We start from the raw sequence: 23,308 nt of genomic DNA, 5'->3' as shown, positions 1-23,308 counted from the left end.
CCTGGGTAAAGGCCGACGGCCGGCGAGTTGCGCTAAAGACAAGCAAGCATGCGCGGCGCTGCCGACGACCGACTTATTGGTTTGCCGCCGCCGCAGCAGTCGCCACATATTTCGTGTAGAATTCGGCGACCCGGCCGCGCCACATGCCGACGAACGCTTCTGACGTCACGTTGTCGACCGATTTCCAGGTGCGCTTGAAGGCCGGAAGTGCATTGCCCCAAATCGCGCGTTTGCACCACCGCTCACCCTTCTCCTTGCCTTCGCTGGTGGCGCACATCGATTTCCACGCGGCGCGAGCGGGCCGGCTGATGTGCTCGGCGGCGCCTTCCCAGCCCTGCTGATGAATCAGGTAGAGATCGCTCATGTCCGGCTTACGGTGGGTGATCCACTCGAACAGGACGCCCTCGGTAATGATCTTGTAGGCGGCGGCGACGGCGTTATCCCGCGGACTGCGAATCTGCCCGAAGCCGAACTTCCCGAACTCATAATAGCTCAGCTGAAACAGCCCGATATAGGACCCGGTGCGTTGATTGGGGTTGAAACCGGATTCGATCTTGGCAACCGCCATCATGAAATTGAAATCGAGACCAAACGCGTCGGCAGCGCGCTTGATTTCTTCGGTCGGCGTTCCCAGCGGAATGTCCCTGAACGCACGCAAGACGATCTCCGCCGGTTTCTCGGCGGGCGGCAGTTCGGACCAGACGTAGTAGGCCAGATGACGGAAATCCCGCGTCGACGCCGCTTTCGGCGCACCGTTGGACGCATCGCGTTCCGGCGGCAGCGATTGGACGACATCCTGTCCCAACGAGGCCAACTTTGGCGCGACGGGTTCATCGACAATCTCGGCTTCCGTGCGCAGCGGCCCGGAAGCTGTTGACGTCACCGCGCCCGGCTCTGCTCGTTCCGCCCGAAGCGCCGCCGCAAGTCTGGCGGCTGCGTCTGCGTACGCCGCAGGCGTCACTATGTTCACAGGGGCCGCTGTGCTTGCTGCAGCCGGTATGCTCGCTGCCGCTTCCGACATGAGATCCGGCAACGTCGGGGCCGGTCTGTTAGCGGCGGCCAGAAAGAGTCCCACGGATGCGAGAACAGCCACGATGCAGCTGGTCTGCCAGGCCTTCATTGCCCGAAGTCACCGGATGGCTTCTGTACGAAGGCTGTTGGCATGGTCCTGCGGCCCGTGGGTGAGCACTCTTCGTACAATCTTAAGGTTTAAATGTGGTGAACGAGAGCAGGCATTCTGCTTCGCAACCCGATATGTCCCTCTTGGGCCACAAGCGGCTCCTGGCGGAGGACGCTCGTGGGTCGGCCATGGGCGCACATGCTGGCAATGGGATCCGATCTCAGCGGCTTCCGCGCTACACCCCGCAACCGACGCGCCGACAGCCACCGGAACCTTCGGCTACGGGCCAGAAGCGGAAATGATGCGCCAGTGGCTCTAGCGGGCAGCCTATGCGTCGCGGCGAGCTCGGCTACTCAGCGCCGCTCGTTCCGGAAGATGGATCTGAACAACTCAACTGAAGGCCGCACCAGCTGCCATCCTCGCAATCCAAGCACCTTCTTGCAGGCAAGAAACCACCAACGACGTGAATGTTGAACGCTTGGGTCAATACTCAACGCAAGTTCGGCAAGGCGTGCTGAGGTGTCTATCGCTCCTTCGTTGAAGGCAATGCTTGCGCGGACGATCGCGTCAAGTGCCAATTGGCGGGTCAACCAGTTCCTGAGATCGTTTGTCAGCATCGCGGCGCCGCCATTCAGGAAATGTTCGATAGCCGCCTTGCGTTGGAGCAGGTTTAGCTCCGGTGAAGGCTCACTCGACATGTTGACTGAGTGGTATCGATACACGGCCTGGTCCGCACCAATGAATCCGACGTCGCCATGTGCGGCGAGCCGCATCCACATTTCCATGTCGGAGGCGTAGGGCAAGTCTGCTAGATACCCGCCCAGTTTTTTCTGCAGGCTCGTGCGAACCACGACGGTCGGTGACACCACAATACATTGTGCACGACTAAGAGTGATGAACTCGAGTCCGGACAAGATGCGCGTTCGGAGATCCACTTCCGTTCCATAATAGCTTCTGTAGAATGGATGATCCCCGCGCTGGTCTAGAACAACCGCGCCTCCGAAGGTGAAAGCGACAGAAGGGTGATTGTCCATCAGATCGACCGATGTCGACAGGGCACCGGGCAGCAGGTAGTCGTCCGCAGACAGCAGAAGCATATAGTCGGCGCTCGCCCAGGCAATGCCCTCGTTGGCGGTCGCGATGAGACCTTGATTCCAGATGTGCCTGCGGTAATCGACGCGGGGATCGGAGCACCGTAACTCTTGCGCAACTTCCGCGGTATTGTCAGGTGACGCATCATCGATGATGAGCACGCGCAACTCGGGACCGGATTGCGTCAAAACGCTCTCGACGCACTCTCGCAGGAAGTGCCCATACCTGAAGCAGGGAACAACGACGTCTACGGAGCTCATTTTTGTCGGATTCCACCGACGATCGAGCGTCGATCCATCTGTTCAAGAAAATACTATTGAAAGCGTTCCGGGCCGGCTGGCACCGGCCAGCTCATCCGCTCCAACGCTGCCGATGGCACATCCCCTCCTTGGCAACACGGAGGCCGCAATGGGTCAATCGCGGCGATCCGGCCCGGCTTAGGTTAGGCCCGGTCTACCTCTGACAGCCGACATATCCTCGGTCGTGGGATGCCGCAGCGATGGGCCAAAGGCTGACATGCAGAGGTTTCGACGATCTAAAGGTTCGTTGCGCATGTATGACCCGATGCTTTTTCGAAGACTTCAGGCTCGGCTTGCCTCAAGAACTGAGATCGCCCGGGCGGTCGAAATGACCCGCTCAAGCCGCAGACCTGCGGCGGCAAGCAAAGCGGCAAATTCGCTCTCGGTTCGCTCGACGCCCCCCGTAACGACAAGCATGTTCGCATCGATTAGCTTGATCGTATTTCGTTCGTTTCCCGGGGGAATAATAGTCTCCGCAATTAACACTCGTCCGTGGGGTTTCATTACCTCTCGGCAATTGCGCAGGATGCGTACCGCTTGCTCGTCATTCCAATCGTGAATGACCTTTTTCATGATATAGACGTCCGCACCGGCTGGAACGGCGTCGAAGAAATTGCCGGCCACGAACGAGGTCTGTGGCGGGAAACTTGCCGCATCAGCCCGCGCTGCCTCAACCCCCGCCGGTAGGTCAAACAATATGCCGGAAAGGTGAGGGTGTCTCTTTAGGATCTCCGAAAGCAGCTGTCCATGGCCGCCGCCGACATCGACAATCTGAGAAAACGCACCAAAATCACACGCCTCTGCTACAGCTTCATTGGCGCCTTGGCTAAGCGCGATCATCGCCTGCTGGAATAGCGAAGCCGCGTCCGGATGGTCCGCCAGCCAATCGAACCTGGGCTTTCCAAATACGGTTTCGAACGTCGGCAAACCCGTTTGCACTGAATGAGTGAGCTGAGCGAAGGCGAGATAGGGCTCCCTGTTCATCATTCGGATCAGGTCGCGGGGACTTGAGGGCGCATCGGAAAGCAAGGCTGCGCCCAATTCGGTGAGTTGGAAACGGCGGGCCGAGGTTTCGCTAAAGACCCCCTCGGCGGCGAGAAGCCGCATAATCCTATAGAGCGCATCGCAGTGACAATGCGTTTCCTCCGCCAGATCGTCGACGCTCCGCTCTCCGGCGACCAAGCGATCCGCAACGTTGAGATCTGTCGCAACGCGCAAGGCTTGGGAGACCATGAAGCCAAGGCCCAGGTGAATGAGTTGTTGAGAAGGACTATACATAGCTTTCCTTTCAAACAGCCGCCGCCTCACGGCGCCCGTGGTCTCAATATCACGACCTGAAGTGCCGGTAAGGGATGATAATTTAGCCGAGGGTGCAGTGTTTGTCGTTCGATGTAGACATCCCGCTCAGGTCGATGTCCGGTTCGGGTCAATAATCGACTCGGGTAATCCTCTATCGGGCAGAGATCGCCCAGGCTGGATCGTCGTCCTGAGTGCGCGGCGGCTTCTTTTTCGCTACGGGCAATGGGCGCCTGATATGTCCAAATCTGGCGTTAGGATCAGTAAATGTCCCCGGAATCGCTTCTGGTCGCATTCGCCCAATTTGAACCTGATGCAATTCAGTTGCTGACGAAAAGCGCAGGTGCATGTGCATGGTCAGAACTTCTTCTTACCTTTCGGCATCTGGTCTCGCGCTGCGGATGTGCGACTTACGTGGTTGCGTAAGGTGGTTATCCACCTCTCGCACCGAGAGGCTTTGGATCAAAGCCTAACGAAGTCGACCACCGTCGCGGACGTTCGGTCCGCCTTTGGCAGGCATTTCCAAGCGGACTGGAGGCGATGATCACAAAGAGTCGGCTTCGGGTCAAAAGCTGACGCTAGGCAGGCAGCGCGGCAAGGTCAGCTTTGGACCAGAAGCAGACAAAGTCACGACCATCTATTTGCCGCATCCACAACCGTTTCTGGCCAGCTTGATCACGAAACGAATACCTTCAACGTCGAGTGACGGAGCGGACGCGAGCATCATTCTGTCGACGTCGCGCCGTGCGGGCAGCCAGTCTTCCCCACCCGATCAGCGCACAAAACACGATGGCGGCAGCCATCGTGGTGTGACCGCTGAATATCACGAGGCCCACGCTCCAGCTCTTTGCGGCCACGAGGATGCCGAGCGCCAGCAGCAGCACCCCTGCACCGGCAGCCCGAAGTCCATAGGTCGTCACCCGCGGCAGCGCCTTGCCGAAAATATCGCGCTGCTGGCGGTGCGTGGCGAAAGCGAGCGCAGCAAAGCCCGCCAGACACAGCCCAAGGGCAAGCAGATGGATCATTCTGCCGCACCGCTTGAAGCAATGGCGACCGGCACCTGCGGCATGCGCTTCGATTGCACAATGGATCGGTTCCGGGCGGTGCGAACAGCCAGAACAACGTGGAGCAGTGCGAGTGCCCAGCACGTCACGTCGATGCCGGCGAACACCCAGTCGCCTTGCGCCAGGCTGTGCCACAGCGGCCGCTGCGTCGTCAGCGCGTTGAGGACGGGCAACAGGAAGAGCAGCGCAGCCGCCGTCCAAAATTGCTCGATCCAGGCCGCCTTGGCCGGACGCAGCAGGGCGTGGAGCAGCGTCAGAGCCCAGACCGCAAAGAATGCATGGATCTCCCAGTCGGCGCGGGCTTCCATCGGGTGCGGCAGAAGGCGGTTGGCCCACAGGAACGCCGTCATCGCGATCGACAGGCCGACAATGCTCGCGATGTTCAGGCGCTCGACGAGACGGAAGCCGAAATGCGGGCGCTCCGGATCGCGCAGCCGGCTGCGCCGCTTGACGGTCCACATCACGAGGCCGGTGCCCACCATGGCCGTGCCCATGAAGCTGACGAGAAAATACAGCCATCGCGTTTGGGTGTCGCTGAAGCGCCCGAGATGGAGCGCATAGAGTACGCCCCGGGTTTCGGCGGCGGCGCCGACGCTGTCGCGGACGTTCAGCAGTTTGCCGGTGGTGCCTTCGAACTCCATATATTGCGGGCTCATCGAAACACGGCCAGCCTCTCCGCGTGCCACCGCCACACGTGCGGCGGCGTCGCCGGGATGAACGAAGGTCACGCGTCCGACATTGCCCTTGCCCCAGCGCTCCTGCGCCTGTCGCACCATGTCTTCGACCGATGCCAGCGGAGCGCTTTGTCCGCTGGGCTTGCCGGGCTGAATAAAGACGCTGAGCTCGGAGGTCATCTGCTGGCGCTCGGCCGGCGTCTTGAAGGCCGCGTTCTCGCCCCAGGGCATATAGAGCGCCATCAGCGTCACGAGGCCGGTGTAGGTGATCATGAAATGGAACGGCAATCCGAAGACCGACAGCGCGTTGTGAGCCTCCAGCCACGAGCGCTGGCCTTTGCCCCAGCGGAAGGTGAAGAAATCGACGAAGATCCTCTTGTGGGTGATGACGCCGCTGATGATGGCGACGAGCATGAACATCGCGGCGATGCCGGCGATCCATCGTCCCCACACCACGGGCAAGTAGTGAAGCTGGAAGTGGAAGCGGAAGAAGAACTCGCCGCCCAACGTCTCACGCGAGGAGATTTTCTGACCGGTCGTGGGATCGAAATTGGCCTCGCCGAACGCGCGCTGGCCCTGGCCACGCGTCCGCCAGAACGCATAAACGCTGTTGTTGCGGCCGTCCGGCAGTCGGATGCTCCACTGCGAACTTCCGGCGGCGACGTTGCCGAGTTCATCGGCGATCCGCTGCGCCACTGCGGCCTGATCAGGAACTTGCGACAGCCGCGCCAATTCCGGCCGCGTCCACTGTGAAAGCTCGTCCTTGAAGTAGGACACCGTGCCCGTGAGGAACATGGCGTAGAGCACCCAGCCGAGCAGGAGCCCCGCCCAGGTGTGCAGACCGGACATGCTTTGGCGGATACCGCGGCCCGCCCTCTGTGCCTCCTTGTCGGCTTTCACGCGCCGGCCCTCAGCCAACGGACCAGGCCAGCGGCGTCAGCACCGCGGCCGCGACGATCAAGCCCGCCCATGACTTCCACGCGCTGCGCGCGGCAAAAACCCAGATCACGGCAGCTGCGTAAATGGCAAAGCTGGCCAGCATGCCCGTGAGCACCGCCTGCGGCTTGCTCATGGGCAATGCCAGCACAGCCACGCTCGCAAGCGCTGCCAATGCATAGCCGCCGAACACCGCCGCCATGATGCGGGAAATCAGCGGCCCCGTCGCCCAGACCTGTCGGATCAGCGCGTTCATTTAGCGGGTGTTGCCGGTGGCCCGGCCGGAATCGGCGCCAGGCCTTTGGCGTTCACGAAGGTTACGGTGGTGGAATAGCTTACCGCATCGTACCTTTCGGTGCCGTTCGTCCCGGCGCGTTCGCCGCCATTGTTGTCGTTGAAGCTGACCTCGACCACATAGACGCCCTTCCACGGCATATCGAACGTCACGTGGCCCTGCTCGTCGGTGTGGGCTTCCTTCTGCCAGCCCGACTCCGTCATCAGCGTGACCTTGGTCTTGGCCTTGGGCTGGTCCTTGAAGACGAGCTTGAACTGGCCTTCTTGGCCGGTCGGCACGAGATCGAACACCAGTTTCGGCTGCTGCGCGGCAAAGCTGGTGATGTAGCGGGCCGCCGGATAGAACCAATTGTTGACGTCCTTGCCCGGCTGTTTCCGGACGTAGAGCGGATAGCTGGCGTCCTCCGCCACGATGGTGTCGCCTGCGGCGGCCGAGAACGGCAGCCTGAAGCCGTCACCGCTCTTGGTCGCATCGGACTTCTGCTCACCCTTGGACTCACCCTTGGCCGAGATCAGCGTGCCCGTCACCTTGCCGAGCTTGTCGAGAAGGCCCGGCGAGACCTCGCGAAGGTTCTCACCATATTCGCCGAAGCGAACGATCGCGTTCTGGCCGTCGGCCTGCTCGATCCAGATCTGGTGCGCCTGCGCCGGCAAGACTGCGGCAAGCAGGGAAATCACGACGGCAAAACTCCTGATCATGACAGACTCCTCGAAACACAATCCGTATGTGACGTGAAATCGCCGGCGCGCGAGGCCCCGGCGATCCGACGATGTTAAGACGCTCGGCACAGCTGGAGATCATCCATCGCGAATGACCTTGCTGCGGCCATCGGGGATGTTCGATCAGAGATCGAACGCCGCCGACAGCAGGAAGGTGCGGCCGGCGCCAACGGTTTGGAAACCGCCGCTGGTCAGCCAGTATCGCTTGTCGAACAGGTTTTCGACATTGGCACGGAACGTCACCGGGCGGCCGTTCAGGACGGTCGCGTAACGCGCACCGATGTCATAGCGAGTCCAGCTGGGGAAGCGCTGCCACGCCAGGTTGGCATTCGTCAGGTAGGAGCCGCCCGTGTGGATCACGCGCCCGTTGAACGAAAGGCCTGTCACCCACGGTGCATCCCAGTCGAGGGCACCCGAGAATGTCACGTTCGGAACACCGGCGGCATCGTTGCCGCGCTCCGAGGCCGTGGCCGGATTGGTCAGCTCCGGACGCAGGAACGTAACGCCCGCCATGCCGCGCAGGCCGGGCAGCAGAAGACCATAAGCCGAGAGTTCGAGGCCGCGGTTGCGCTGTTCGCCGTCGTAGGCGCGGGCGTTCCCGGCAGTGGTGACCAGGCTCGGCCGTGCAATCTGGAACACCGCTGCCGTCGTGGTGATGGTGCCCCAGTCCACCTTGATGCCGGCTTCCTGCTGCTCGGACTTGTAGGGCGCCAGGATCGACCCGGTATTTGCAAAGCCGGCGGGAACGATGACACCTTGGCTGAGGCCTTCGGCGTAGTTCGCGTAGAGCGACACGTTCTGCAGCGGCTTGACGACGAGACCGGCCAGAGGCGTCACGGCCTCCGCGCCATAATCGCTGGTCTTGAGCCCCGTCGTGGTGCTGAAAGCATCCTGCTCGACCCGCTGATGGCGGGCACCGAGCGTGAGCAGGACCCTCTCATCCAGCACCGACATCGTGTCCGCGAGCGCAAAGCTGCGCAGCAGGATCTCGTTGGCCAGCCGGGGCGGAAGACGCGCGCCGGTGACCACCGGCAGCGGGGCCGGATTGTAGATGTTCGAGGGTACCGACTGTGCCGGAGTGTTGGCGACGTAGGCGTTGCCGTTTTCCTGGTAGTAGCCGGTAAAGGCGAAGTTCACCCTGTGCGTGACCGGACCCACATCGAAGCGCGACCGAATGCCGGCATTGCCGCTCGTCGTCTTGCTGTAGGAATCGTAGTAGGCGTTGATCAGCCGGAAATTACCGAAGGCGTCCGCACCGCTCGGGAAACCGGTGACGCGGGAGTCGGGGAATGTCTGATAGATCTCGCCGTCGCGGTAACCGATGCCTGCATACGCCGTGATCGACTGGGACAGGTCATACTCGAGCGCCGTGGCAATCGTATTGTCCCGCTGCTTCAGCAATGTGCCTGGATACCAGGTGCTGCGCGGGTCCGGTGGAGCCGGAATGAACGGTACCGTCGTTCGAATGCCAATCTGCGGACGGAAGTTCTCGGTATCGTCGTTCTGCGAGATCGCATCGACCGTCCAGCGCAGGCGCTCGCCGCGATAATCGACACCCAGCGCGCCGAGGCCACTCCTCCAATTGCCATTGTCGATAGTGGCTTCGCCGTTGCGGCCGACGCCGTTGAAGCGGACGCCCCACTCCTTGTTCTCGCCATAGCGCTGACTGGTCTCGACGTGAAGGCCATAATGGCCGGCGCTCATGAAGAACGGCGTCACACGCGTGAAGGGGATTTCCCCGGCGCGCTTGGTGAGGATGTTGATGGCGCCGCCGACCGTACCGCCAGGCGCGATGCCATTGATGAGTGCCCCGGGCCCCTTGAGCAATTCGATGCGCTCGATGATCTGGGCGGGAACGCGACTGGAGGACACCAGACCGTAAAGTCCATTCAAGCCGACGTCCGTCGCGGCAACGGGGAAACCGCGAATCTGGAACGTGTCATCGAACCCGTTGGGTCCGGTGGTGAGACGAACCGACGAGTCGTTGATCAGCGTATCCGCCGCCGTCCGTGCCTGTTGGTTCTCGATCAATTGCGAGGTGTAGTTGACCACACTGAACGGGGTATTCATGACGCTCACGTTGCCCAGCAGGCCAAGGGTCCCACCCTGCGCAACCTGACCTCCGGCATAGGCAGGGGCCGGAGCGCCGAGTGTCCGCGTGCTTCCCATCGTGGTGACCGGAACATTCGACGGAGCTTGTTCGGCTGGCCTCCGCGCATCGCGTGCAGCGCGCTGGACGTTTCCGCGCGGCTGCGCGTTGCGCGTGACGCGCGCGCGCTGTTGAGTCGCGTCGACCGTCACCGCCGGCAACGCTTGCGGTGCGGAACTCTGCGCGCTGCTCTCCGTCACCGCGGCGCCCGTCAGACAGAGCGAAAACGTACCGACGGCCGCTCCGACAAGCAGGCGGCTCTTGTAGTTCTGAATGTTACTCACCAACGCCCCCAATTACTCAGCAGATCGTCTGCTAGGGGCTCGAAACATCAGAAGCAACGCAGCGAAATTAGAACTTCTATAGTCTGGTGCGCAGCGGCAGCGTTTGCGCAATCATCGCGACGATTTGTCACGAGTACGATTGCGCAAGCTGCGACCGCGCATCGGTCTCTTTGGTGATGGCGATTCTTGCAGCGGTGATTCGATCGCGTCTTGGATCAGTTGTTAGAGCGCTTCTAATTAACGGCTTTGTTACGCGGAGCTTGCCCCGGCGATGAAACGCATGAAGAAGAACACGACCGAGCGCGGAGTTTCGGCGCTCGTGGCGAACCTGCAAGCCAAGCCGGAGAAATTCGGGCGCGGCGCGGTGAGCTCAAGCTATCGATACGGAGCAGCAGGACGGGTTCGTCTCATCCACGTTCCGCGATGGTGGCATCATACGCCTGTTTTGCCCGACGATCAAGCGAATTTCGCAAAAACGGAAATTGACCGTCTCCCCAGGCCGATCATGCCTCGATTTGCGGTCGATGTTCGCGCCGATCTCATCGCGCTCGTAAGCCGTTGATCTAGCTGCCCCCGGCTACTGTGCATGGGGTTGTTTTCGAGCTTTCGTCTTGCCGACGCGAAGACGCCACACCAAACCGTGCCAGATCCGGCTCACGCCCGCTACTTCATCACCCGCAGGCCCTTGGTCGTGAACCGCTGCGTCTTGCCGCCGGGCCGCATTGGCCGCTTGGTGCCGGCGGCCTTGCCGGTGCCGGGAGGCTGGTGCGCAGGCACGAGCTGGTGCGGCTGCGAGCCGATCAGGTCGCGGCGGCCCATCTCGATCAAGGCTTCGCGCAGCAGCGGCCAATTGTCGGGGTCGTGGTAGCGCAGGAATGCCTTGTGCAGGCGCCGCTGGCGCAGGCCCTTGATCGCCTCGACCTTGTCGCTGCCGCCGTGGCGCACGCCGCGCAAGGGGTTGACGCCGGTGTGGTACATCGCGGTCGCGGTCGCCATCGGCGAGGGCAGGAAGGTCTGCACCTGGTCGGCGCGATAGCGGTTCTTCTTCAGCCACAGCGCGAGGTTCATCATGTCCTCGTCGGTCGTGCCCGGGTGCGCCGCGATGAAATAGGGGATCAGATAATATTTCTTGCCGGCCCGTTCGGCCGCCTCGTCGAACATGCGCTTGAACTTGTTGTAGGCGCCGATGCCCGGCTTCATCATCTTGTCGAGCGGGCCGCGCTCCGTATGTTCGGGGGCGATCTTCAAATAACCGCCGACGTGATGGGTGACGAGCTCCTTGATGTATTCGGGGCTCTCGACGGCGAGGTCGTAGCGCACGCCGGAGGCGACCATCACCTTCTTGATGCCTTTGGTCTCGCGCACCTTGCGATAAAGCCGGATCAGATCGTCATGCGAGGTGTTGAGGTTCGGGCAGATCTCGGGGAAGACGCAGGAAGGACGGCGGCACGCCGCCTCGACCTTCGGGTCCTTGCACGCCATCCGGTACATGTTGGCGGTGGGGCCGCCGATGTCGGAGATGACGCCGGTGAAGCCGGGCGTCTTGTCGCGGATGCGCTCGATCTCGCGCAGGATCGAGCCTTCCGAGCGGTTCTGGATGATGCGGCCCTCGTGCTCGGTGATCGAGCAGAAGGTGCAGCCGCCGAAACAGCCGCGCATGATCGTCACCGAGAACTTGATCATCTCCCAGGCGGGGATGCGTGCATCGCCATAGGACGGGTGCGGCGCGCGCGCGTAAGGCAGGTCGTAGACCGCGTCCATCTCTTCCGTGCTGAGCGGGATCGGCGGCGGATTGAGCCAGAGGTCGCGGTCGCCGTGACGCTGCACCAGCGGCCGTGCATTGCCGGGATTGCTCTCCCGGTGCAGCACGCGCGAAGCGCGCGCATAGGCTTCCTTGTCCTGCTCGACCTGCTCCAGCGCCGGCAGGCGGATCACGCTCGCACCTTTCTGGCGCGATGCGCCCTCGTCGGCTGAATCGAGATCGTCGGCGTGCAGCTCGGCGTAATCGTCCGGCACTTTTCGGAACAGCGCCACGCCCCTGATGTCGTCGAGCTCGCGCGGCGCTTCGCCGGCGGCGAGCCGGTGCGCCACTTCGACGACGGCACGCTCGGCGTTGCCGTAGAGCAGCAAGTCCGCCTTGGCGTCGGCCAGCACCGAGCGGCGCACCTTGTCGGACCAGTAATCGTAATGCGCGATCCGGCGCAGCGAGGCCTCGATGCCGCCGAGCACGATCGGCACATCCTTGAACGCCTCGCGGCAGCGCTGGGCGTAGACGATGGTGCAGCGGTCCGGCCGCTTGCCGCCTTCGCCGCCCGCCGTATAGGCGTCATCGCTGCGGATGCGCCGGTCGGCGGTGTAGCGGTTCACCATGGAATCCATGTTGCCGCCGGTGACGCCGAAGAACACTCTTGGCTTGCCGAGCGCCTTGAACGGCTCCGCCGAATGCCAGTCCGGCTGCGCGATGATGCCGACCCGAAAGCCTTGCGCCTCCAGCAGCCGGCCGATGATCGCCATGCCGAAGCTCGGATGGTCGACATAGGCATCCCCAGTCACCAGCACGATGTCGCAGGCGTCCCAGCCGAGCGCGTTCATCTCGGCGCGGCTCATGGGGAGGAACGGCGCCGGCTTGCGCGGGCGCGCCTGGGCCATCAGCGGCTTTTCGGCGGTGATCATCTGGGTGTCCATGGCGCCTACGCATAGGGCTCCGAGGCGATGAATTCAACCGACGGGCGCGTGAAAGATCAGGTTCCGCGGGACATCGCCTTTCCCTCAGGATGGCGAGGAAAACGCCTGCTCGATCCGCGCCGCGAAGGAGATCAGGCGCTCCTCGCTGTGCGGTGGGCCGACGATCTGCAAGGAGACGGGCATGCCGGCTCCATCGCGGCCGGCGGGCACCGCCAGCGCAGGGCAGCCGAGGATCGACCAGACATAGGTGATCATGATCCAGTCGATGTAGATCTTCGATGCGGTCCCCTCGATCTCGGCCGGCCACATGATCTCGACCGGAAAGGGCGCGACCTGCACGGTCGGGCAGATCAGGATGTCGAACTCCCTGAAGAAGGTCTGCATGCGCCGATAGATCGCCGCCCGCTGCTCCATCGCGGCCGCGATGTCTCTCGCGGACAGGCTTTCGCCATGGGCGATGTCGCCGGCGACCTCAGGCGTGAAGCGTTCGCGCGATTGCGGCCAAAGCCTGCCCCAGGTGGCAAGATAGGCGAGACCACGTAGCGCGCGGATCACGCGCGGCAGCCCGGCGAGATCAGGGGCGGTCTCGCTCATCCTGCAGCCGGCGGGTTGGAGCCGGTCGATCGCGCCGCGGAAGGCGGAACGAATGTTCCGATCGACCGGCAACAGGCCGAGATCCTCGGACACCGCTATGCGCCCCGCCCATCCGGGTCGTGCGGCGGCGTTGCGGAACGATGCGGGATGCTCGCGCGACAACAGATCGGGCGGATGGAAGCCGGCCATCGCATCCAGCATCAAGGCAAGATCGGGAATCGTCCGCGCCATCGGTCCCTCGACGAAAACGGTGTCGAACGGATCGGAGAGCGGCTTTCTCGGCACGAGGCCCGGTGTGGGCCTCAGCCCCGCAACACCGCAAAATGCGGCCGGCGTGCGCAGGCTGCCGCCGACATCGTTGCCATGGGCGAGATAGACCTGATGCGCGGCCAGCGCCGCTGCCGATCCGCCGGAGGAGCCGCCCGCGGTCAGCGCAGGAAAGAACGGATTGCGCGTCGCGCCGAACAGCGCGTTGGTGGTGTTGGCGCCGCCGAGCTCCGACAGATTGCTCTTGCCCACGACGATGGCGCCATTGCGCTGGAGACGATCGATCGCGGGAGTCGATATCTCGGGGGCGCCGCGGGCCGTCAGCGCGCTGCCGCCGCTGGTCGGCACGCCTGCGACATCGGTGTTGTCCTTGACCGCGAGCGGAAGTCCGCAGAGCAGGGGCCAGTCCTCACCGACCGCCTTTTTCTCCATAAGCCGCCGTGCTTCACCCCGTGCGGCCTCGAAGCAGCGAACCGGAATCGCGTTGATTCCCGCATCCGTCGCTTCGATCCTGTCGATCGCGGCATCGACCACGTCGAGCGGTGACAGATGGCCTTTGCGAATCTCGGCAATGGCGTCGACGGCGGACAGCGCAAGAATGCCGGTGGAAGGCGCAAGGCTGGGCGCATCACTCATCTCTATGTCCGGATCGCGGCGGTGGACCCGCGCACCACCAGCGCCGGCTGAAGCTGGATCGATCTCGCCTCTCCCTCGACGCCGGAACGTCCCTCCGAAACTCGCGACAGCAGGGTCGAGACCGTGGTTTGGGCAATCGCCTCGGATGGCTGCGTCACGATGGTCATGCCCGGCCGCACCAAGCCGGCCCACGGAGGCTCGTCGACCGCGATGACGGAGAGGTCGTCGGGAATCGAGAGACCGCGCTCGGCAATGGCGCGAAGCAGTCCGAGCGACAGATGATTGTTGGTGGCGAAGATCGCGGTCGGTCGCTGCGCCTGCCTCAGGAGCCGCATTGCGGCGGCATGGCCGGCGGCCTCGGAGAAATTGTCCTTCTCGATCAGCCGTTCGTCGAGGGTGGTGCCGCGCGAGGCCAGGCCGCTTCGGAGGCCATCGAGGCGGTGGCGCGCGATCTGATGCTCGGGCGATCCCATGATCACGGCGATGCGGCGATGGCCGAGATCGTCGAGATGTTCGGCCGCGAGCCGTCCCAGCGCGACATTGTCGGTCGTGACCGAATCGAGGTCGAGCCCCTCGATGCGTCGGTCCACCAGAATGCCCGGCATCGGCAAGTCCGCCAGCGCGGCCTGGCGTCCGCTCCAGCCGCGCCGGGTCGGGATGACGATGACGCCGTCGGCGCGCTGCGACAGCAGCATGGCAAGATGCCGCTCCTCGCGCCCGGGGTCTTCGGCACTGTTGCAGAGAATGACGGAATAGCCCGCGGCGCTCGACAGCCGCTCGATGCTTTCGACGAGCTTCAGGAAGTAGGGATTGGCGAGGTCTGCCACGAGCAGCCCGAGGATGCGCGTGGCGCCGCTGCGCAGGCTGCGGGCGCTGGCATGCGGTGCATAGCCGAGCTTGCGTGCTGCCGCATTGACGCGCGCCTGGAGGAGCTCGCTCACCTTGCCCGACCGGTTGAGCGTCTTCGACACGGTGGCCACGGAGACACCGGCGAGCCGGGCGACCTCGTGGATAGTGGGCAATGGCCCTGCCGGCATCAACCATTCTCCTGTTAAACGTTTTTGTATTGGTTGGATTGACTGGAGGCAAGCCAAAAGAGCATGAGAAGTGTACAATACCGTTGCGATAGACCAGCTTCCGTGCTTCATTAGAAAAACGTTTAACTAAGACCAGGGAGGCAATGGTGCGTGGGCTGGATGGCGTCCGGCGATCGCCGGTCTGCATTTGCAGGCGCTCGGCATGACCGGCTATGTGGTCGGTCGGCTGTTCGCGGCCATCCCCGTGCTGCTCGCCGTCGCGGTATTCGTCTTTCTGCTGCTCAGCCTCGTGCCGGGTGATCCCGCCGTGCTGATCGCCGGTGACTTCGCCTCGCCGCCACAGGTGGAGGCGGTGCGCCAGGCGCTCGGACTCAATCTGCCGCTGCTGCCGCGTTTCCTCGCATGGGCCGGCCGCATCCTGAGCGGCGATTTCGGCCTGTCGCTGTTCAGCCGCATCCCGGTCTCGCAGCTCGTCGCCCAGCGGATCGAGCCGACGCTGCTTCTCTCTCTCATGACGATCACGATTGCGGTCGTCGTCGCCGTGCCGCTCGGCCTCGTCGCCGCCTATCGTCCGAGGGGGCTCGTCGCGCGCCTGACCATGGCGGGGGCGGTGCTCGGCTTCTCATTGCCGGTCTTCGTCGTCGCTTTCGCGCTTGTCTATACGCTCGCACTCGGCCTGCACTGGTTTCCGGTGCAGGGCTATAAGCCGCTGTCGCAGGGCGTGCTGGCCTGCCTGCATTCGCTCGTGCTGCCCGCGATCTCGCTGAGCTTCCTCTATATCGCCTTGATCGCGAGGGTGACGCGCGCTGCGGTGCTGGAGGTGCTGCGCGAAGATTATGTCCGCACCGCCCATGCCAAGGGGCTCGCGGCCCGCAAAATCATCGTACGGCACGTGCTCAGCAATGCCGCAGTCCCGATCATCACGGTCGTCGGCATCGGATTTGCCGCGCTGCTTGGCGGCGTCGTCGTTACCGAGACCGTGTTTTCCATTCCCGGCCTCGGCCGGCTGACCGCAGACTCCATTCTCCGGCGCGACTATCCGGTGGTGCAAGCCCTGATCCTGCTGTTCGCCTTCGTCTATGTCGTCGTCAATCTCGTGGTCGACATTCTCTACGCTGTCGTCGATCCGCGGATCCGGTACTGATGCAGGACGAGCCGATGGCGATGACCCACGCAGCTGAAGGGCTCGATGCGCCGGACATCGGTGTCAACCGGTTTGCGCAGATCGCGAGCCTGCCGGTTCGCCAGCCCATACTGGCTCTGAGTTGCGTTCTGCTGCTCGCCTTTGGCGTGACGGCCGTCGTGAGCCCGTGGATCACCGCGGATCCCGCTGCGCTGGACCCGCTGAACCGGCTTCAACCGCCGTCGCCGGCGGAGCCCTTCGGCACCGATCAAGTCGGACGTTCCGTGTTTGCCCGCGCGCTGGTGGGAACGCGGGTTTCGCTGTCGGTCGGCATTGCCGTTGCTGTTCTCACCACGCTGATCGGCGTGTGCATCGGTGTCATCGCCGGTTATTTCCGCAGCGTCGACAAGATCGTGATGCGCGCGATGGATGCGGTGATGGCGATCCCCGCGATCCTGCTCGCGATCGCACTCGTGGCGCTGATTGGCGCTTCGCCCATCGTGATCGTCACGGCGATCAGCCTCCCGGAAATTCCTCGCATGGCGCGCGTGGTGCGCGCCAGCGTTCTCAGTTTGCGCGAACGCGTCTATGTCGAGGCCGCCATCACTTGTGGCGGGCGTACCGTGACCATCCTGCATCGTCACATCCTGCCCGGCGCTGCCGGGCCGATCATGGTGCAGTCGACCTACGTCTTTGCCTCCGCGATGATCCTGGAATCGATCCTGTCGTTTCTCGGTGCAGGCACGCCGCCCGACGTGCCGAGCTGGGGCAACATGATGTCGGAGGGACGGCAGTTCCTGCAGATCGCGCCGTGGATTCTCGGCTTCCCAGCCTTGATGCTGGCGATGACGGTGCTCGCCGCCAACCTGCTCGGCGATGCGCTTCGCGACCTGCTCGATCCGAGCTTTGTGGGAGGCGAGATGCGATGAGTGCGCCGTTGCTCTCCGTCGAGAACCTCTCCATTACGCTCAACACCCGAGGCACCCCGGTGCCGCTCGTCCGCAACGTCTCGTTTGCGATCGATCCGGGTGAGACGCTGTGCCTCGTCGGCGAGAGCGGCTGCGGCAAGAGCCTGACCGCGCTCTCAATCATCGGTCTGCTCAACCGAAGCGTCATGCAGGTCGCTTCCGGCCGCATCCTCTTCGAGGGGCGCGATCTCGTCACGCTCGGCGCCGAGGAACTGCGCAAGCTCCGGGGCGACCGTCTCGCCATGGTGTTTCAGGAGCCGATGACGTCGCTCAATCCGCTGCTGCGGGTCGGCGAGCAGATCGCGGAGGTGATCGTCGAGCATCGTGGCGTGTCCGAGGCGGACGCGCGGCGGCAGGCGGTCGGATTGCTCGATCTCGTCCGCATTCCGGATGCGCGGCGACGGGCCTCCGAATTTCCGCACCAGCTTTCCGGTGGCATGCGGCAGCGCGTGATGATCGCGATGGCGCTCGCCCTGCGCCCTGCATTGCTGATCGCCGACGAGCCGACCACCGCGCTCGACGTCACCATCCAGGCCCAGGTCTTGACCCTGATCGACGATCTGCGTCGCGAGTTCGGCACGTCCGTGCTCCTGATCACGCACGATCTCGGGGTGGTCGCGGAAATGGCCGACCGGGTCGTCGTGCTCTACGCCGGCAGCATCGTGGAGCAGGCCGGCGTCAACGGCATCTTCGATGCCGCGGCCCATCCCTATACGCGCGGCCTGCTTGGGGCGATCGGCCAGCTCAACAGCGGCACCCGCGATCGTCTCGCCGAGATTCCCGGCAGCGTGCCGAGCCCGGTCTCGCTCGGCACGGGCTGCGCCTTTCGCCAGCGCTGCGGCGCGGCGATGCCGGTGTGTCACTCGGAGCCGCCGTTGTTGTCGGGCGCTGACGAGCACCTGACGGCATGCTGGCTGGGCAAGGCCGGCGCGATGGTGCCGGCATGAGCGCCGTCCTCGAGGTCTCAGGTCTGACCCAGATCTTCACCTCACGGCAGGGGCCGTTCGGATTGTTCGGCCGGCGCGATCTTCGCGCCGTCGACGACGTCAGCTTCGTCGTCGCGCACGGACGTACCTTCTGCCTCGTTGGTGAAAGCGGCTGCGGCAAGACCACGATCGGCCGCATGGTCGTGCGCCTGTTGCGGCCGACGGCCGGCTCGGTCCACATCAATGGCGAGGACTTCGGCAATCTCTCCGGCGAGACGCTGCGCAGGAAGCGCCAGCAGGTGCAGATGGTGTTCCAGGATCCCTTCGCCTGCCTCAACTCGCGCATGACCGCGGCGGAGATCGTCGAAGAGCCCTTGCAGAATTTCGGCATCGGCGATGCGGTGTCGCGACGGCGGAAGGTCGCGCGTCTGTTCGACCAGGTCGGACTGCCCCAACATTTTCGCGCACGTCTGCCGCATCATTTGTCGGGCGGACAGCGGCAGCGCCTCGGCATCGCGCGGGCGCTCGCCGCGGATCCCGCGCTGATCGTCGCGGACGAGGCGGTCGCGGCGCTGGACGTGTCGATCCGCTCCCAGATCCTGAATCTCCTGAAGGATGTCCAGCGCGAGATCGGGATCTCCTATCTGTTCATCTCGCATGATCTCGCCGTGGTGCGCTATCTCGCGGACGACGTGGCGGTGATGTATCTCGGCGCCATCGTCGAGCAGGGGCCGGCGAAGGCCGTATTCGCTGCACCGGCGCATCCGTATACGCGGGCGTTGATCGATTCCGTCCCTGCGGTCCACCCGCGCAACCGGCGCCGCCGCGCGGCTCTCGAAGGCGAGGTGCCGAGTGCCGCTTCGCTGCCGTCCGGATGCCGCTTTCGCACGCGCTGTCCGTTCGCGACGGACATTTGCGCGCAAGCGGCGCCGGCGATGACTGAAGTCACGCCCGGCCATGCCGTCGCCTGTCATCACGCAGGATCGCTGCCACGCTTCGACGCGCCGGGTCCGGGCCGGGCCGTAGCCCCCGACGCAGTTGCCTAGAAACAGAAAACGGGAGGAGTATCAAATGAGATCGCCGAACGGAATATTTGCGGTCATGATGGCGGCAGGCTGGCTGGGTGCAATATCGCCTGCCGTTGCGGAGACGGTGCTCAAGATCCGCCCCTTCGGCGATCTCAAGCAGATCGATCCCGTGATCACGTCCGACTATATGGTTCGTAACCACGGCTATATGGTGTACGACACGCTGTTCTCACTGGACGAGAAGCTCGTCGCGCAGCCGCAGATGCTGGAGTCCTTTGCGGTCGGCAGCGATCAACTCACCTACACCTTCACGCTGCGCGGCGGCCTGACCTTCAGCAACGGCCAGCCGGTCACCGCGGAGGATGCGGTCGTATCGCTGAAGCGCTGGTGGCAGCGCGATGGCCTTGGCCAACAGCTTGCCTCCGTCAGCGACAGCCTGACGGTCAAGGACGAAAAATCCTTCGAACTGAAGCTCAAGCGCCCGTGGGGGCTGGTGATCGAGGCGCTCTCCAAGCCGAGCTCCAATGTGCCCTTCATCATGCCGAAGGGGATCGCTGCGACGCCGGCGGACACCGCCATCACGGATGCGACCGGCTCGGGTCCCTTCATCATGAAGAAGGACGAGTGGGTTCCGGGCTCCAAGGTCGTTTACGTCAAGAGCCCGTCCTACAAGTCGCGCGCGGAGCCGGCGAACGGGCTTGCCGGCGGTAAGCTCGCCAAGGTCGACCGGGTCGAATGGCATTACATCCCGGATGCGCAGACCGCGCTCAATGCACTCCAGGCCGGCGAGATCGACATTTTCGAGGAGGTGCCGCCGGACTTCCTGCCGACGCTTGCCGGCAATCCCGACATCAAGACGATGCCGCAGGACACGCTCGGCATGCAGATGGTGTTCCGCATGAACATTTCGGTCCCGCCGTTCAACAATCCAAAGGTCCGGCAGGCGATCAGCTACATGATCGACCAGGACAAGTTCGCGCGAGCCTATGTCAGCGACCCCAAGCTCTACAAGAGCTGCCCGAGCTTCTACATGTGCTCGTCACCCTATTTCACGGCCGCCGGCTGGACCAAGCCCGATATCGAAAAAGCCAAGAAGCTGATTGCCGAGAGCGGTTATGACGGTACGCCGGTCGTGGTGCTGCATGCGACCGAAAGCGGGCCCACGAATACGTTCAGCCTCGTTGCCGAGCAGTTGATGCGTCAGATCGGCCTCAAGGTCGAACCTCAGGCGATGGACTGGGGCACGCTGGTTGGACGGCGCGCATCCAAGGAAACCGTCGACAAGGGCGGCTGGTCACTGTTCATGTCGGGACCGACGGGCGCCGACATGTTCGAGCCGGTCGGCCACCTTGGGCTGCGCGCAAACTGCGACAAGGCCTGGTTCGGCTGGCCTTGCGACGAGCAGATCGAAAAGCTGCGCAACGAATTCGCGTTGGCGACAGATCCCGAGCAGAAAAAGAAGATCGCAGCCGACCTCCAGCTCCGCGCCGTCGACTATGTGCCGTATTGGCCGGCTGCACAGCTCTATCTGGTGCGGGCGGTACGCAGCAACGTTGACGGCCTCGTAAAGGGAGCGGTCCCGGTCTACTGGAACATCACCAAGAAGTAGTGCGATCCGGCACGGCGCCGGAGGAACCAATCGCTCCCAGCAACATTCAAATGGAGGGTTCGACGCGGGCCCGGGTTGCGCGCGCCTCCATCGTCTCGGCGTCCGTGACGTCGCCTCTGGCGATGGGGGAATCGTGGGTACGGTCATAGAGAACTTGCTGATGCGGAAGCAGAAGCTGGTGGAACAGCTCGAACAGGCGCCATCGGTGGAGGATCGCGACCGAATCGAGCACCAGCTCGAGCAGATCAACACCGCGCTGGATTTTCTGGACAGGCCGGGATCGAAGGAGGAGCGGTAGACGCGCTCAATCCACCTTCAGCGCCGTGGCATAGACCATTCCCGAATTCGTGATGTGCGTCGTCATCAGGCCTTCGAAGGCGGCGAACTCGCCGCGCGCGAACAGATCGAGCAGCTTGCGGTGCTCGTCGAAGGACGTGCGGGTGCGCACGTCGATCGGCGAGGTCAGATTGGTGCGCAGCGCGGCGACGCGGCCGGAGACGAGCTGATAGGATTCGGCGAGATAACGGTTGCCGCAATGGGCGAACAGCGCCTCGTGAAAAGCGGTGTCGGCGCGGCCATAGGCGATGTTGTCCTTTGCCGCGACGGCCGGCTCCATCGCCGCGATCGCCGCGCTCATGGACGCAATCGCGCCGTCGCGGTCATTGCGGAAGGCGAGCTCGGCGGCCTTGGGCTCGAGCGCAATGCGGAAGGTGCAGAGCGCATGGATGTCGTCCGCACTCGGCGTGAAGACGAAGCTGCCGACCTGGGGTCGGATCACCACGAGTCCCTGCGCCTGCAGCTGGCCCATGGCCTCGCGCACCGGTGTGCGGCTGACGCCGAAGGAATTGGCCACCATCTCCTCGGAGATGGCAGCGCCTAACGCGAACTCGCCGTCGATGATGGCCTGGCGCAGCCGCAGCATCACCCGCTGCGACAGCGATTTCGGCGTATCGAGCTTGAGCGATCGCATCGTGCGTTCAGATCACCTTGCCGGGATTGAGCAGGTGATCGGGGTCGAGCGCCGCCTTGAGCGTGCGCATCAGCGCGATCTCGGCCTCGCCCCTCGCATGGCCCAGCCATTGCTTCTTCAAGGTGCCGATGCCGTGCTCGGCGGAGACGCTGCCGCCGAGCTCGCGGACCAGACGGTAGATGATCGCGTCCATCTCCTCCTTCGGCTGCTGCGCGACGGAAAGGCCGGTGACCCAGGCGACGAGATGCAGATTGCCGTCGCCGATATGGCCGTAATAGACGCTCTCGCAACCCTCGATGCCCGCAGCGAGCGCCGCCTTGCAGCGTGTGACGAACTCGTCCATCCGTGCCACCGCAAGGCCGATGTCGTAGGAGATGTGCGGCCCCAGCATCTGACCGAATTCGGCGCAGACGTCGCGCACGCGCCAGAAGGCTTGCGTCTGCGCCAGCGATTGCGCCACCGCGGCATCCGCCAGCAGCCCGCGCTCCATCAGCTCCTCGAGCCAGTTCTGGAAGCGCGGCGCATCCACGCTCTCGTCGGTGCCCTGCGCTTCCACCAGCACGTAGAGACCGTGGCCTGGGGCGACCGGCGGCTTCACGCCGGCGCGCTTCGTGATCACGTCCCAATAATCCGGCCACATCACCTCGAAGGCGGACAGCAGCGGGCCGAGCCCTGAGCGCGCCGCGTCGAGCAGCGCGATCACCGCGGCATAATCCTTCAAGGCGCACAGCGCGGCCATGGTCGAGCGCGGCTTCGGGAACAGTTTTAGCACCACGCGCGTGATGATGCCGAGGGTGCCTTCCGAGCCGATGAACAGATGCTTCAGGTCATAGCCGGCATTGTTCTTCATCAGCTTGTTGAGGCTGGTGATGACGGTGCCGTCGGGCAGCACCACTTCGAGACCAAGCACCAGCTCGCGCGTCATGCCGTAGCGGATCACGCGGTTGCCGCCGGCATTGGTCGAGAGATTGCCGCCGATCGCGCAGGAGCCGCGCGAGCCGAGATCGAGCGGAAAGAAGAAGCCGGCTTCGTCGGCCGCCTTCTGGATCGTCTCCAGCGGCGTGCCGGCTTTCACCGTCATCGTCATCGAGGCGCGATCGATCTCTTCGATGCCGGTCATGCGCTCCAGCGAGATCGCGACCCAGCCCGCTTCGGGCGAAGCGCCGCGGCACAGGCCGGTCAGTCCGCCCTGTGGCACGAACGGCAGATGCGCCTGCCGGCAGGTCGCAATCGCATCGGCGACGCCCTGCGCATCGACGGGGCGGATCACCGCGCGCGGCGTCTGCGGCAGGCTCGCGCTCCAGTCGTTGCAATTGCGCGCCGGCACATCTGTGCCAACAAGCACTGCCAGCGCGCCGAGCCTGTCGCGCAACGCGCCGAGCAATTGGTCGGGGCGTCCGGTGGGGGTCACCATGTCCATGCGAGACCTCCTCAAGATCTGGCCGCGCACATGGCGCGGAGGATTTGCATGAACGTTGTATGTAAGGTACAAGAGCAAAAGTAAAGTGAAAACAAGGTCTCGGCAAGCGTGAAAGAT

20 protein-coding genes are annotated in these 23,308 nt (G+C 63.7%); 7 read left to right on the top strand and 13 right to left on the bottom strand.

The genetic code is table 11. The features are described from left to right. Window positions 1-73: 73 nt before the first annotated feature. From I6F37_RS16595 to I6F37_RS16560, 8 genes are all read right to left on the bottom strand, one after another. Window positions 74-1,120 (bottom strand): transglycosylase, encoded by a 1,047-nt coding sequence (locus I6F37_RS16595; RefSeq protein WP_036014474.1) that lies wholly within the window; start codon window positions 1,118-1,120, stop codon window positions 74-76. A gap of 353 nt (window positions 1,121-1,473) precedes the next feature. Then, the gene (locus I6F37_RS16590) at window positions 1,474-2,472 is read right to left on the bottom strand and encodes a glycosyltransferase (protein WP_036014472.1); all 999 of its coding nucleotides are present in this window, start codon (window positions 2,470-2,472) and stop codon (window positions 1,474-1,476) included. Between the two features lie 321 nt (window positions 2,473-2,793). Continuing rightward, complete coding sequence (locus tag I6F37_RS16585; protein ID WP_225151991.1) at window positions 2,794-3,819, bottom strand: acetylserotonin O-methyltransferase; 1,026 nt, start codon at window positions 3,817-3,819, stop codon at window positions 2,794-2,796. 680 nt (window positions 3,820-4,499) lie between these two features. After that, window positions 4,500-4,832: a DUF3325 family protein gene (locus tag I6F37_RS16580; protein WP_225151989.1), complete on the bottom strand. Its 333-nt coding sequence runs from the start codon at window positions 4,830-4,832 to the stop codon at window positions 4,500-4,502. After that, on the bottom strand, window positions 4,829-6,394 hold the full coding sequence (locus tag I6F37_RS16575) for a PepSY domain-containing protein (protein ID WP_051057174.1): 1,566 nt from the start codon (window positions 6,392-6,394) through the stop codon (window positions 4,829-4,831). The genes I6F37_RS16580 and I6F37_RS16575 overlap by 4 nt, the downstream gene beginning before the upstream one ends. Window positions 6,395-6,455: 61 nt before the next feature. Further along, complete coding sequence (locus I6F37_RS16570) at window positions 6,456-6,737, bottom strand: DUF3649 domain-containing protein (protein ID WP_036014469.1); 282 nt, start codon at window positions 6,735-6,737, stop codon at window positions 6,456-6,458. Beyond that, complete coding sequence (locus I6F37_RS16565) at window positions 6,734-7,474, bottom strand: cobalt ABC transporter substrate-binding protein (RefSeq protein ID WP_036014467.1); 741 nt, start codon at window positions 7,472-7,474, stop codon at window positions 6,734-6,736. The genes I6F37_RS16570 and I6F37_RS16565 overlap by 4 nt, the downstream gene beginning before the upstream one ends. A gap of 144 nt (window positions 7,475-7,618) precedes the next feature. Further along, window positions 7,619-9,928 carry a TonB-dependent siderophore receptor gene (locus I6F37_RS16560; protein WP_036014492.1) on the bottom strand — a complete coding sequence of 770 codons (2,310 nt, stop codon included), beginning with the start codon at window positions 9,926-9,928 and terminating at the stop codon, window positions 7,619-7,621. Window positions 9,929-10,208: 280 nt separating this feature from the next. Between I6F37_RS16560 and I6F37_RS16555 the strand changes: the two genes are divergently transcribed. Next, window positions 10,209-10,490 carry a hypothetical protein gene (locus I6F37_RS16555; RefSeq protein ID WP_157784098.1) on the top strand — a complete coding sequence of 94 codons (282 nt, stop codon included), beginning with the start codon at window positions 10,209-10,211 and terminating at the stop codon, window positions 10,488-10,490. Window positions 10,491-10,591: 101 nt separating this feature from the next. Here the strand turns inward: I6F37_RS16555 and I6F37_RS16550 are convergent, their stop codons facing one another. The 3 genes from I6F37_RS16550 to I6F37_RS16540 all read right to left on the bottom strand — a co-directional run bounded on the left by I6F37_RS16550 (window position 10,592) and on the right by I6F37_RS16540 (window position 15,147). Next, window positions 10,592-12,613, bottom strand: a complete 2,022-nt coding sequence (locus tag I6F37_RS16550) for a YgiQ family radical SAM protein (protein ID WP_225151987.1) — start codon at window positions 12,611-12,613, stop codon at window positions 10,592-10,594. Window positions 12,614-12,697: 84 nt separating this feature from the next. Then, window positions 12,698-14,110, bottom strand: a complete 1,413-nt coding sequence (locus I6F37_RS16545) for an amidase (protein WP_225151985.1) — start codon at window positions 14,108-14,110, stop codon at window positions 12,698-12,700. A gap of 2 nt (window positions 14,111-14,112) precedes the next feature. After that, the gene (locus I6F37_RS16540) at window positions 14,113-15,147 is read right to left on the bottom strand and encodes a LacI family DNA-binding transcriptional regulator (RefSeq protein ID WP_225151983.1); all 1,035 of its coding nucleotides are present in this window, start codon (window positions 15,145-15,147) and stop codon (window positions 14,113-14,115) included. A gap of 202 nt (window positions 15,148-15,349) precedes the next feature. Here I6F37_RS16540 and I6F37_RS16535 point away from each other — a divergent pair, with 202 nt between their 5' ends. From I6F37_RS16535 to I6F37_RS16510, 6 genes are all read left to right on the top strand, one after another. Continuing rightward, window positions 15,350-16,291 (top strand): ABC transporter permease, encoded by a 942-nt coding sequence (locus I6F37_RS16535; protein WP_036014490.1) that lies wholly within the window; start codon window positions 15,350-15,352, stop codon window positions 16,289-16,291. Continuing rightward, window positions 16,291-17,199, top strand: coding sequence for an ABC transporter permease (locus I6F37_RS16530; RefSeq protein WP_225151981.1), 909 nt, complete (start codon window positions 16,291-16,293; stop codon window positions 17,197-17,199). The genes I6F37_RS16535 and I6F37_RS16530 overlap by 1 nt, the downstream gene beginning before the upstream one ends. Further along, on the top strand, window positions 17,196-18,185 hold the full coding sequence (locus tag I6F37_RS16525) for an ABC transporter ATP-binding protein (RefSeq protein WP_225150896.1): 990 nt from the start codon (window positions 17,196-17,198) through the stop codon (window positions 18,183-18,185). Before I6F37_RS16530 ends, I6F37_RS16525 begins: the two co-directional genes overlap by 4 nt. Then, window positions 18,182-19,210 (top strand): ABC transporter ATP-binding protein, encoded by a 1,029-nt coding sequence (locus I6F37_RS16520; RefSeq protein WP_225151979.1) that lies wholly within the window; start codon window positions 18,182-18,184, stop codon window positions 19,208-19,210. The genes I6F37_RS16525 and I6F37_RS16520 overlap by 4 nt, the downstream gene beginning before the upstream one ends. Window positions 19,211-19,235: 25 nt before the next feature. Further along, window positions 19,236-20,801: an ABC transporter substrate-binding protein gene (locus I6F37_RS16515; RefSeq protein WP_225151977.1), complete on the top strand. Its 1,566-nt coding sequence runs from the start codon at window positions 19,236-19,238 to the stop codon at window positions 20,799-20,801. A 160-nt stretch (window positions 20,802-20,961) separates the two neighbouring features. Then, window positions 20,962-21,099 (top strand): hypothetical protein, encoded by a 138-nt coding sequence (locus I6F37_RS16510; RefSeq protein WP_162130853.1) that lies wholly within the window; start codon window positions 20,962-20,964, stop codon window positions 21,097-21,099. 6 nt (window positions 21,100-21,105) lie between these two features. Here the strand turns inward: I6F37_RS16510 and I6F37_RS16505 are convergent, their stop codons facing one another. Next, window positions 21,106-21,771 carry a GntR family transcriptional regulator gene (locus I6F37_RS16505; RefSeq protein ID WP_036014455.1) on the bottom strand — a complete coding sequence of 222 codons (666 nt, stop codon included), beginning with the start codon at window positions 21,769-21,771 and terminating at the stop codon, window positions 21,106-21,108. 7 nt (window positions 21,772-21,778) lie between these two features. Beyond that, a complete protein-coding gene (locus I6F37_RS16500) occupies window positions 21,779-23,191 on the bottom strand; it encodes an FAD-binding oxidoreductase (protein WP_225151976.1) in 1,413 nt (470 codons plus the stop codon). Window positions 23,192-23,308 lie beyond the last annotated feature (117 nt).

The organism is Bradyrhizobium sp. NBAIM08 (assembly GCF_020193935.1).
Lineage (GTDB): Bacteria > Pseudomonadota > Alphaproteobacteria > Rhizobiales > Xanthobacteraceae > Bradyrhizobium > Bradyrhizobium yuanmingense.
This window is presented reverse-complemented; position numbering and strand designations above follow the sequence as displayed.

Excerpts from the sequence above, each read along its gene's own strand:
- I6F37_RS16550 (WP_225151987.1), bottom strand. The coding sequence starts at position 12,613 with ATGGACACCCAGATGATCACCGCCGAAAAGCCGCTGATGGCCCAGGCG.
- I6F37_RS16580 (WP_225151989.1), bottom strand. The coding sequence starts at position 4,832 with ATGATCCATCTGCTTGCCCTTGGGCTGTGTCTGGCGGGCTTTGCTGCG.
- I6F37_RS16565 (WP_036014467.1), bottom strand. The coding sequence starts at position 7,474 with ATGATCAGGAGTTTTGCCGTCGTGATTTCCCTGCTTGCCGCAGTCTTG.
- I6F37_RS16595 (WP_036014474.1), bottom strand. The coding sequence starts at position 1,120 with ATGAAGGCCTGGCAGACCAGCTGCATCGTGGCTGTTCTCGCATCCGTG.
- I6F37_RS16545 (WP_225151985.1), bottom strand. The coding sequence starts at position 14,110 with ATGAGTGATGCGCCCAGCCTTGCGCCTTCCACCGGCATTCTTGCGCTG.
- I6F37_RS16535 (WP_036014490.1), top strand. The coding sequence starts at position 15,350 with ATGACCGGCTATGTGGTCGGTCGGCTGTTCGCGGCCATCCCCGTGCTG.
- I6F37_RS16520 (WP_225151979.1), top strand. The coding sequence starts at position 18,182 with ATGAGCGCCGTCCTCGAGGTCTCAGGTCTGACCCAGATCTTCACCTCA.
- I6F37_RS16500 (WP_225151976.1), bottom strand. The coding sequence starts at position 23,191 with ATGGACATGGTGACCCCCACCGGACGCCCCGACCAATTGCTCGGCGCG.
- I6F37_RS16515 (WP_225151977.1), top strand. The coding sequence starts at position 19,236 with ATGAGATCGCCGAACGGAATATTTGCGGTCATGATGGCGGCAGGCTGG.
- I6F37_RS16570 (WP_036014469.1), bottom strand. The coding sequence starts at position 6,737 with ATGAACGCGCTGATCCGACAGGTCTGGGCGACGGGGCCGCTGATTTCC.
- I6F37_RS16525 (WP_225150896.1), top strand. The coding sequence starts at position 17,196 with ATGAGTGCGCCGTTGCTCTCCGTCGAGAACCTCTCCATTACGCTCAAC.
- I6F37_RS16505 (WP_036014455.1), bottom strand. The coding sequence starts at position 21,771 with ATGCGATCGCTCAAGCTCGATACGCCGAAATCGCTGTCGCAGCGGGTG.
- I6F37_RS16530 (WP_225151981.1), top strand. The coding sequence starts at position 16,291 with ATGCAGGACGAGCCGATGGCGATGACCCACGCAGCTGAAGGGCTCGAT.
- I6F37_RS16510 (WP_162130853.1), top strand. The coding sequence starts at position 20,962 with ATGCGGAAGCAGAAGCTGGTGGAACAGCTCGAACAGGCGCCATCGGTG.
- I6F37_RS16540 (WP_225151983.1), bottom strand. The coding sequence starts at position 15,147 with ATGCCGGCAGGGCCATTGCCCACTATCCACGAGGTCGCCCGGCTCGCC.
- I6F37_RS16590 (WP_036014472.1), bottom strand. The coding sequence starts at position 2,472 with ATGAGCTCCGTAGACGTCGTTGTTCCCTGCTTCAGGTATGGGCACTTC.
- I6F37_RS16555 (WP_157784098.1), top strand. The coding sequence starts at position 10,209 with ATGAAGAAGAACACGACCGAGCGCGGAGTTTCGGCGCTCGTGGCGAAC.
- I6F37_RS16575 (WP_051057174.1), bottom strand. The coding sequence starts at position 6,394 with ATGTCCGGTCTGCACACCTGGGCGGGGCTCCTGCTCGGCTGGGTGCTC.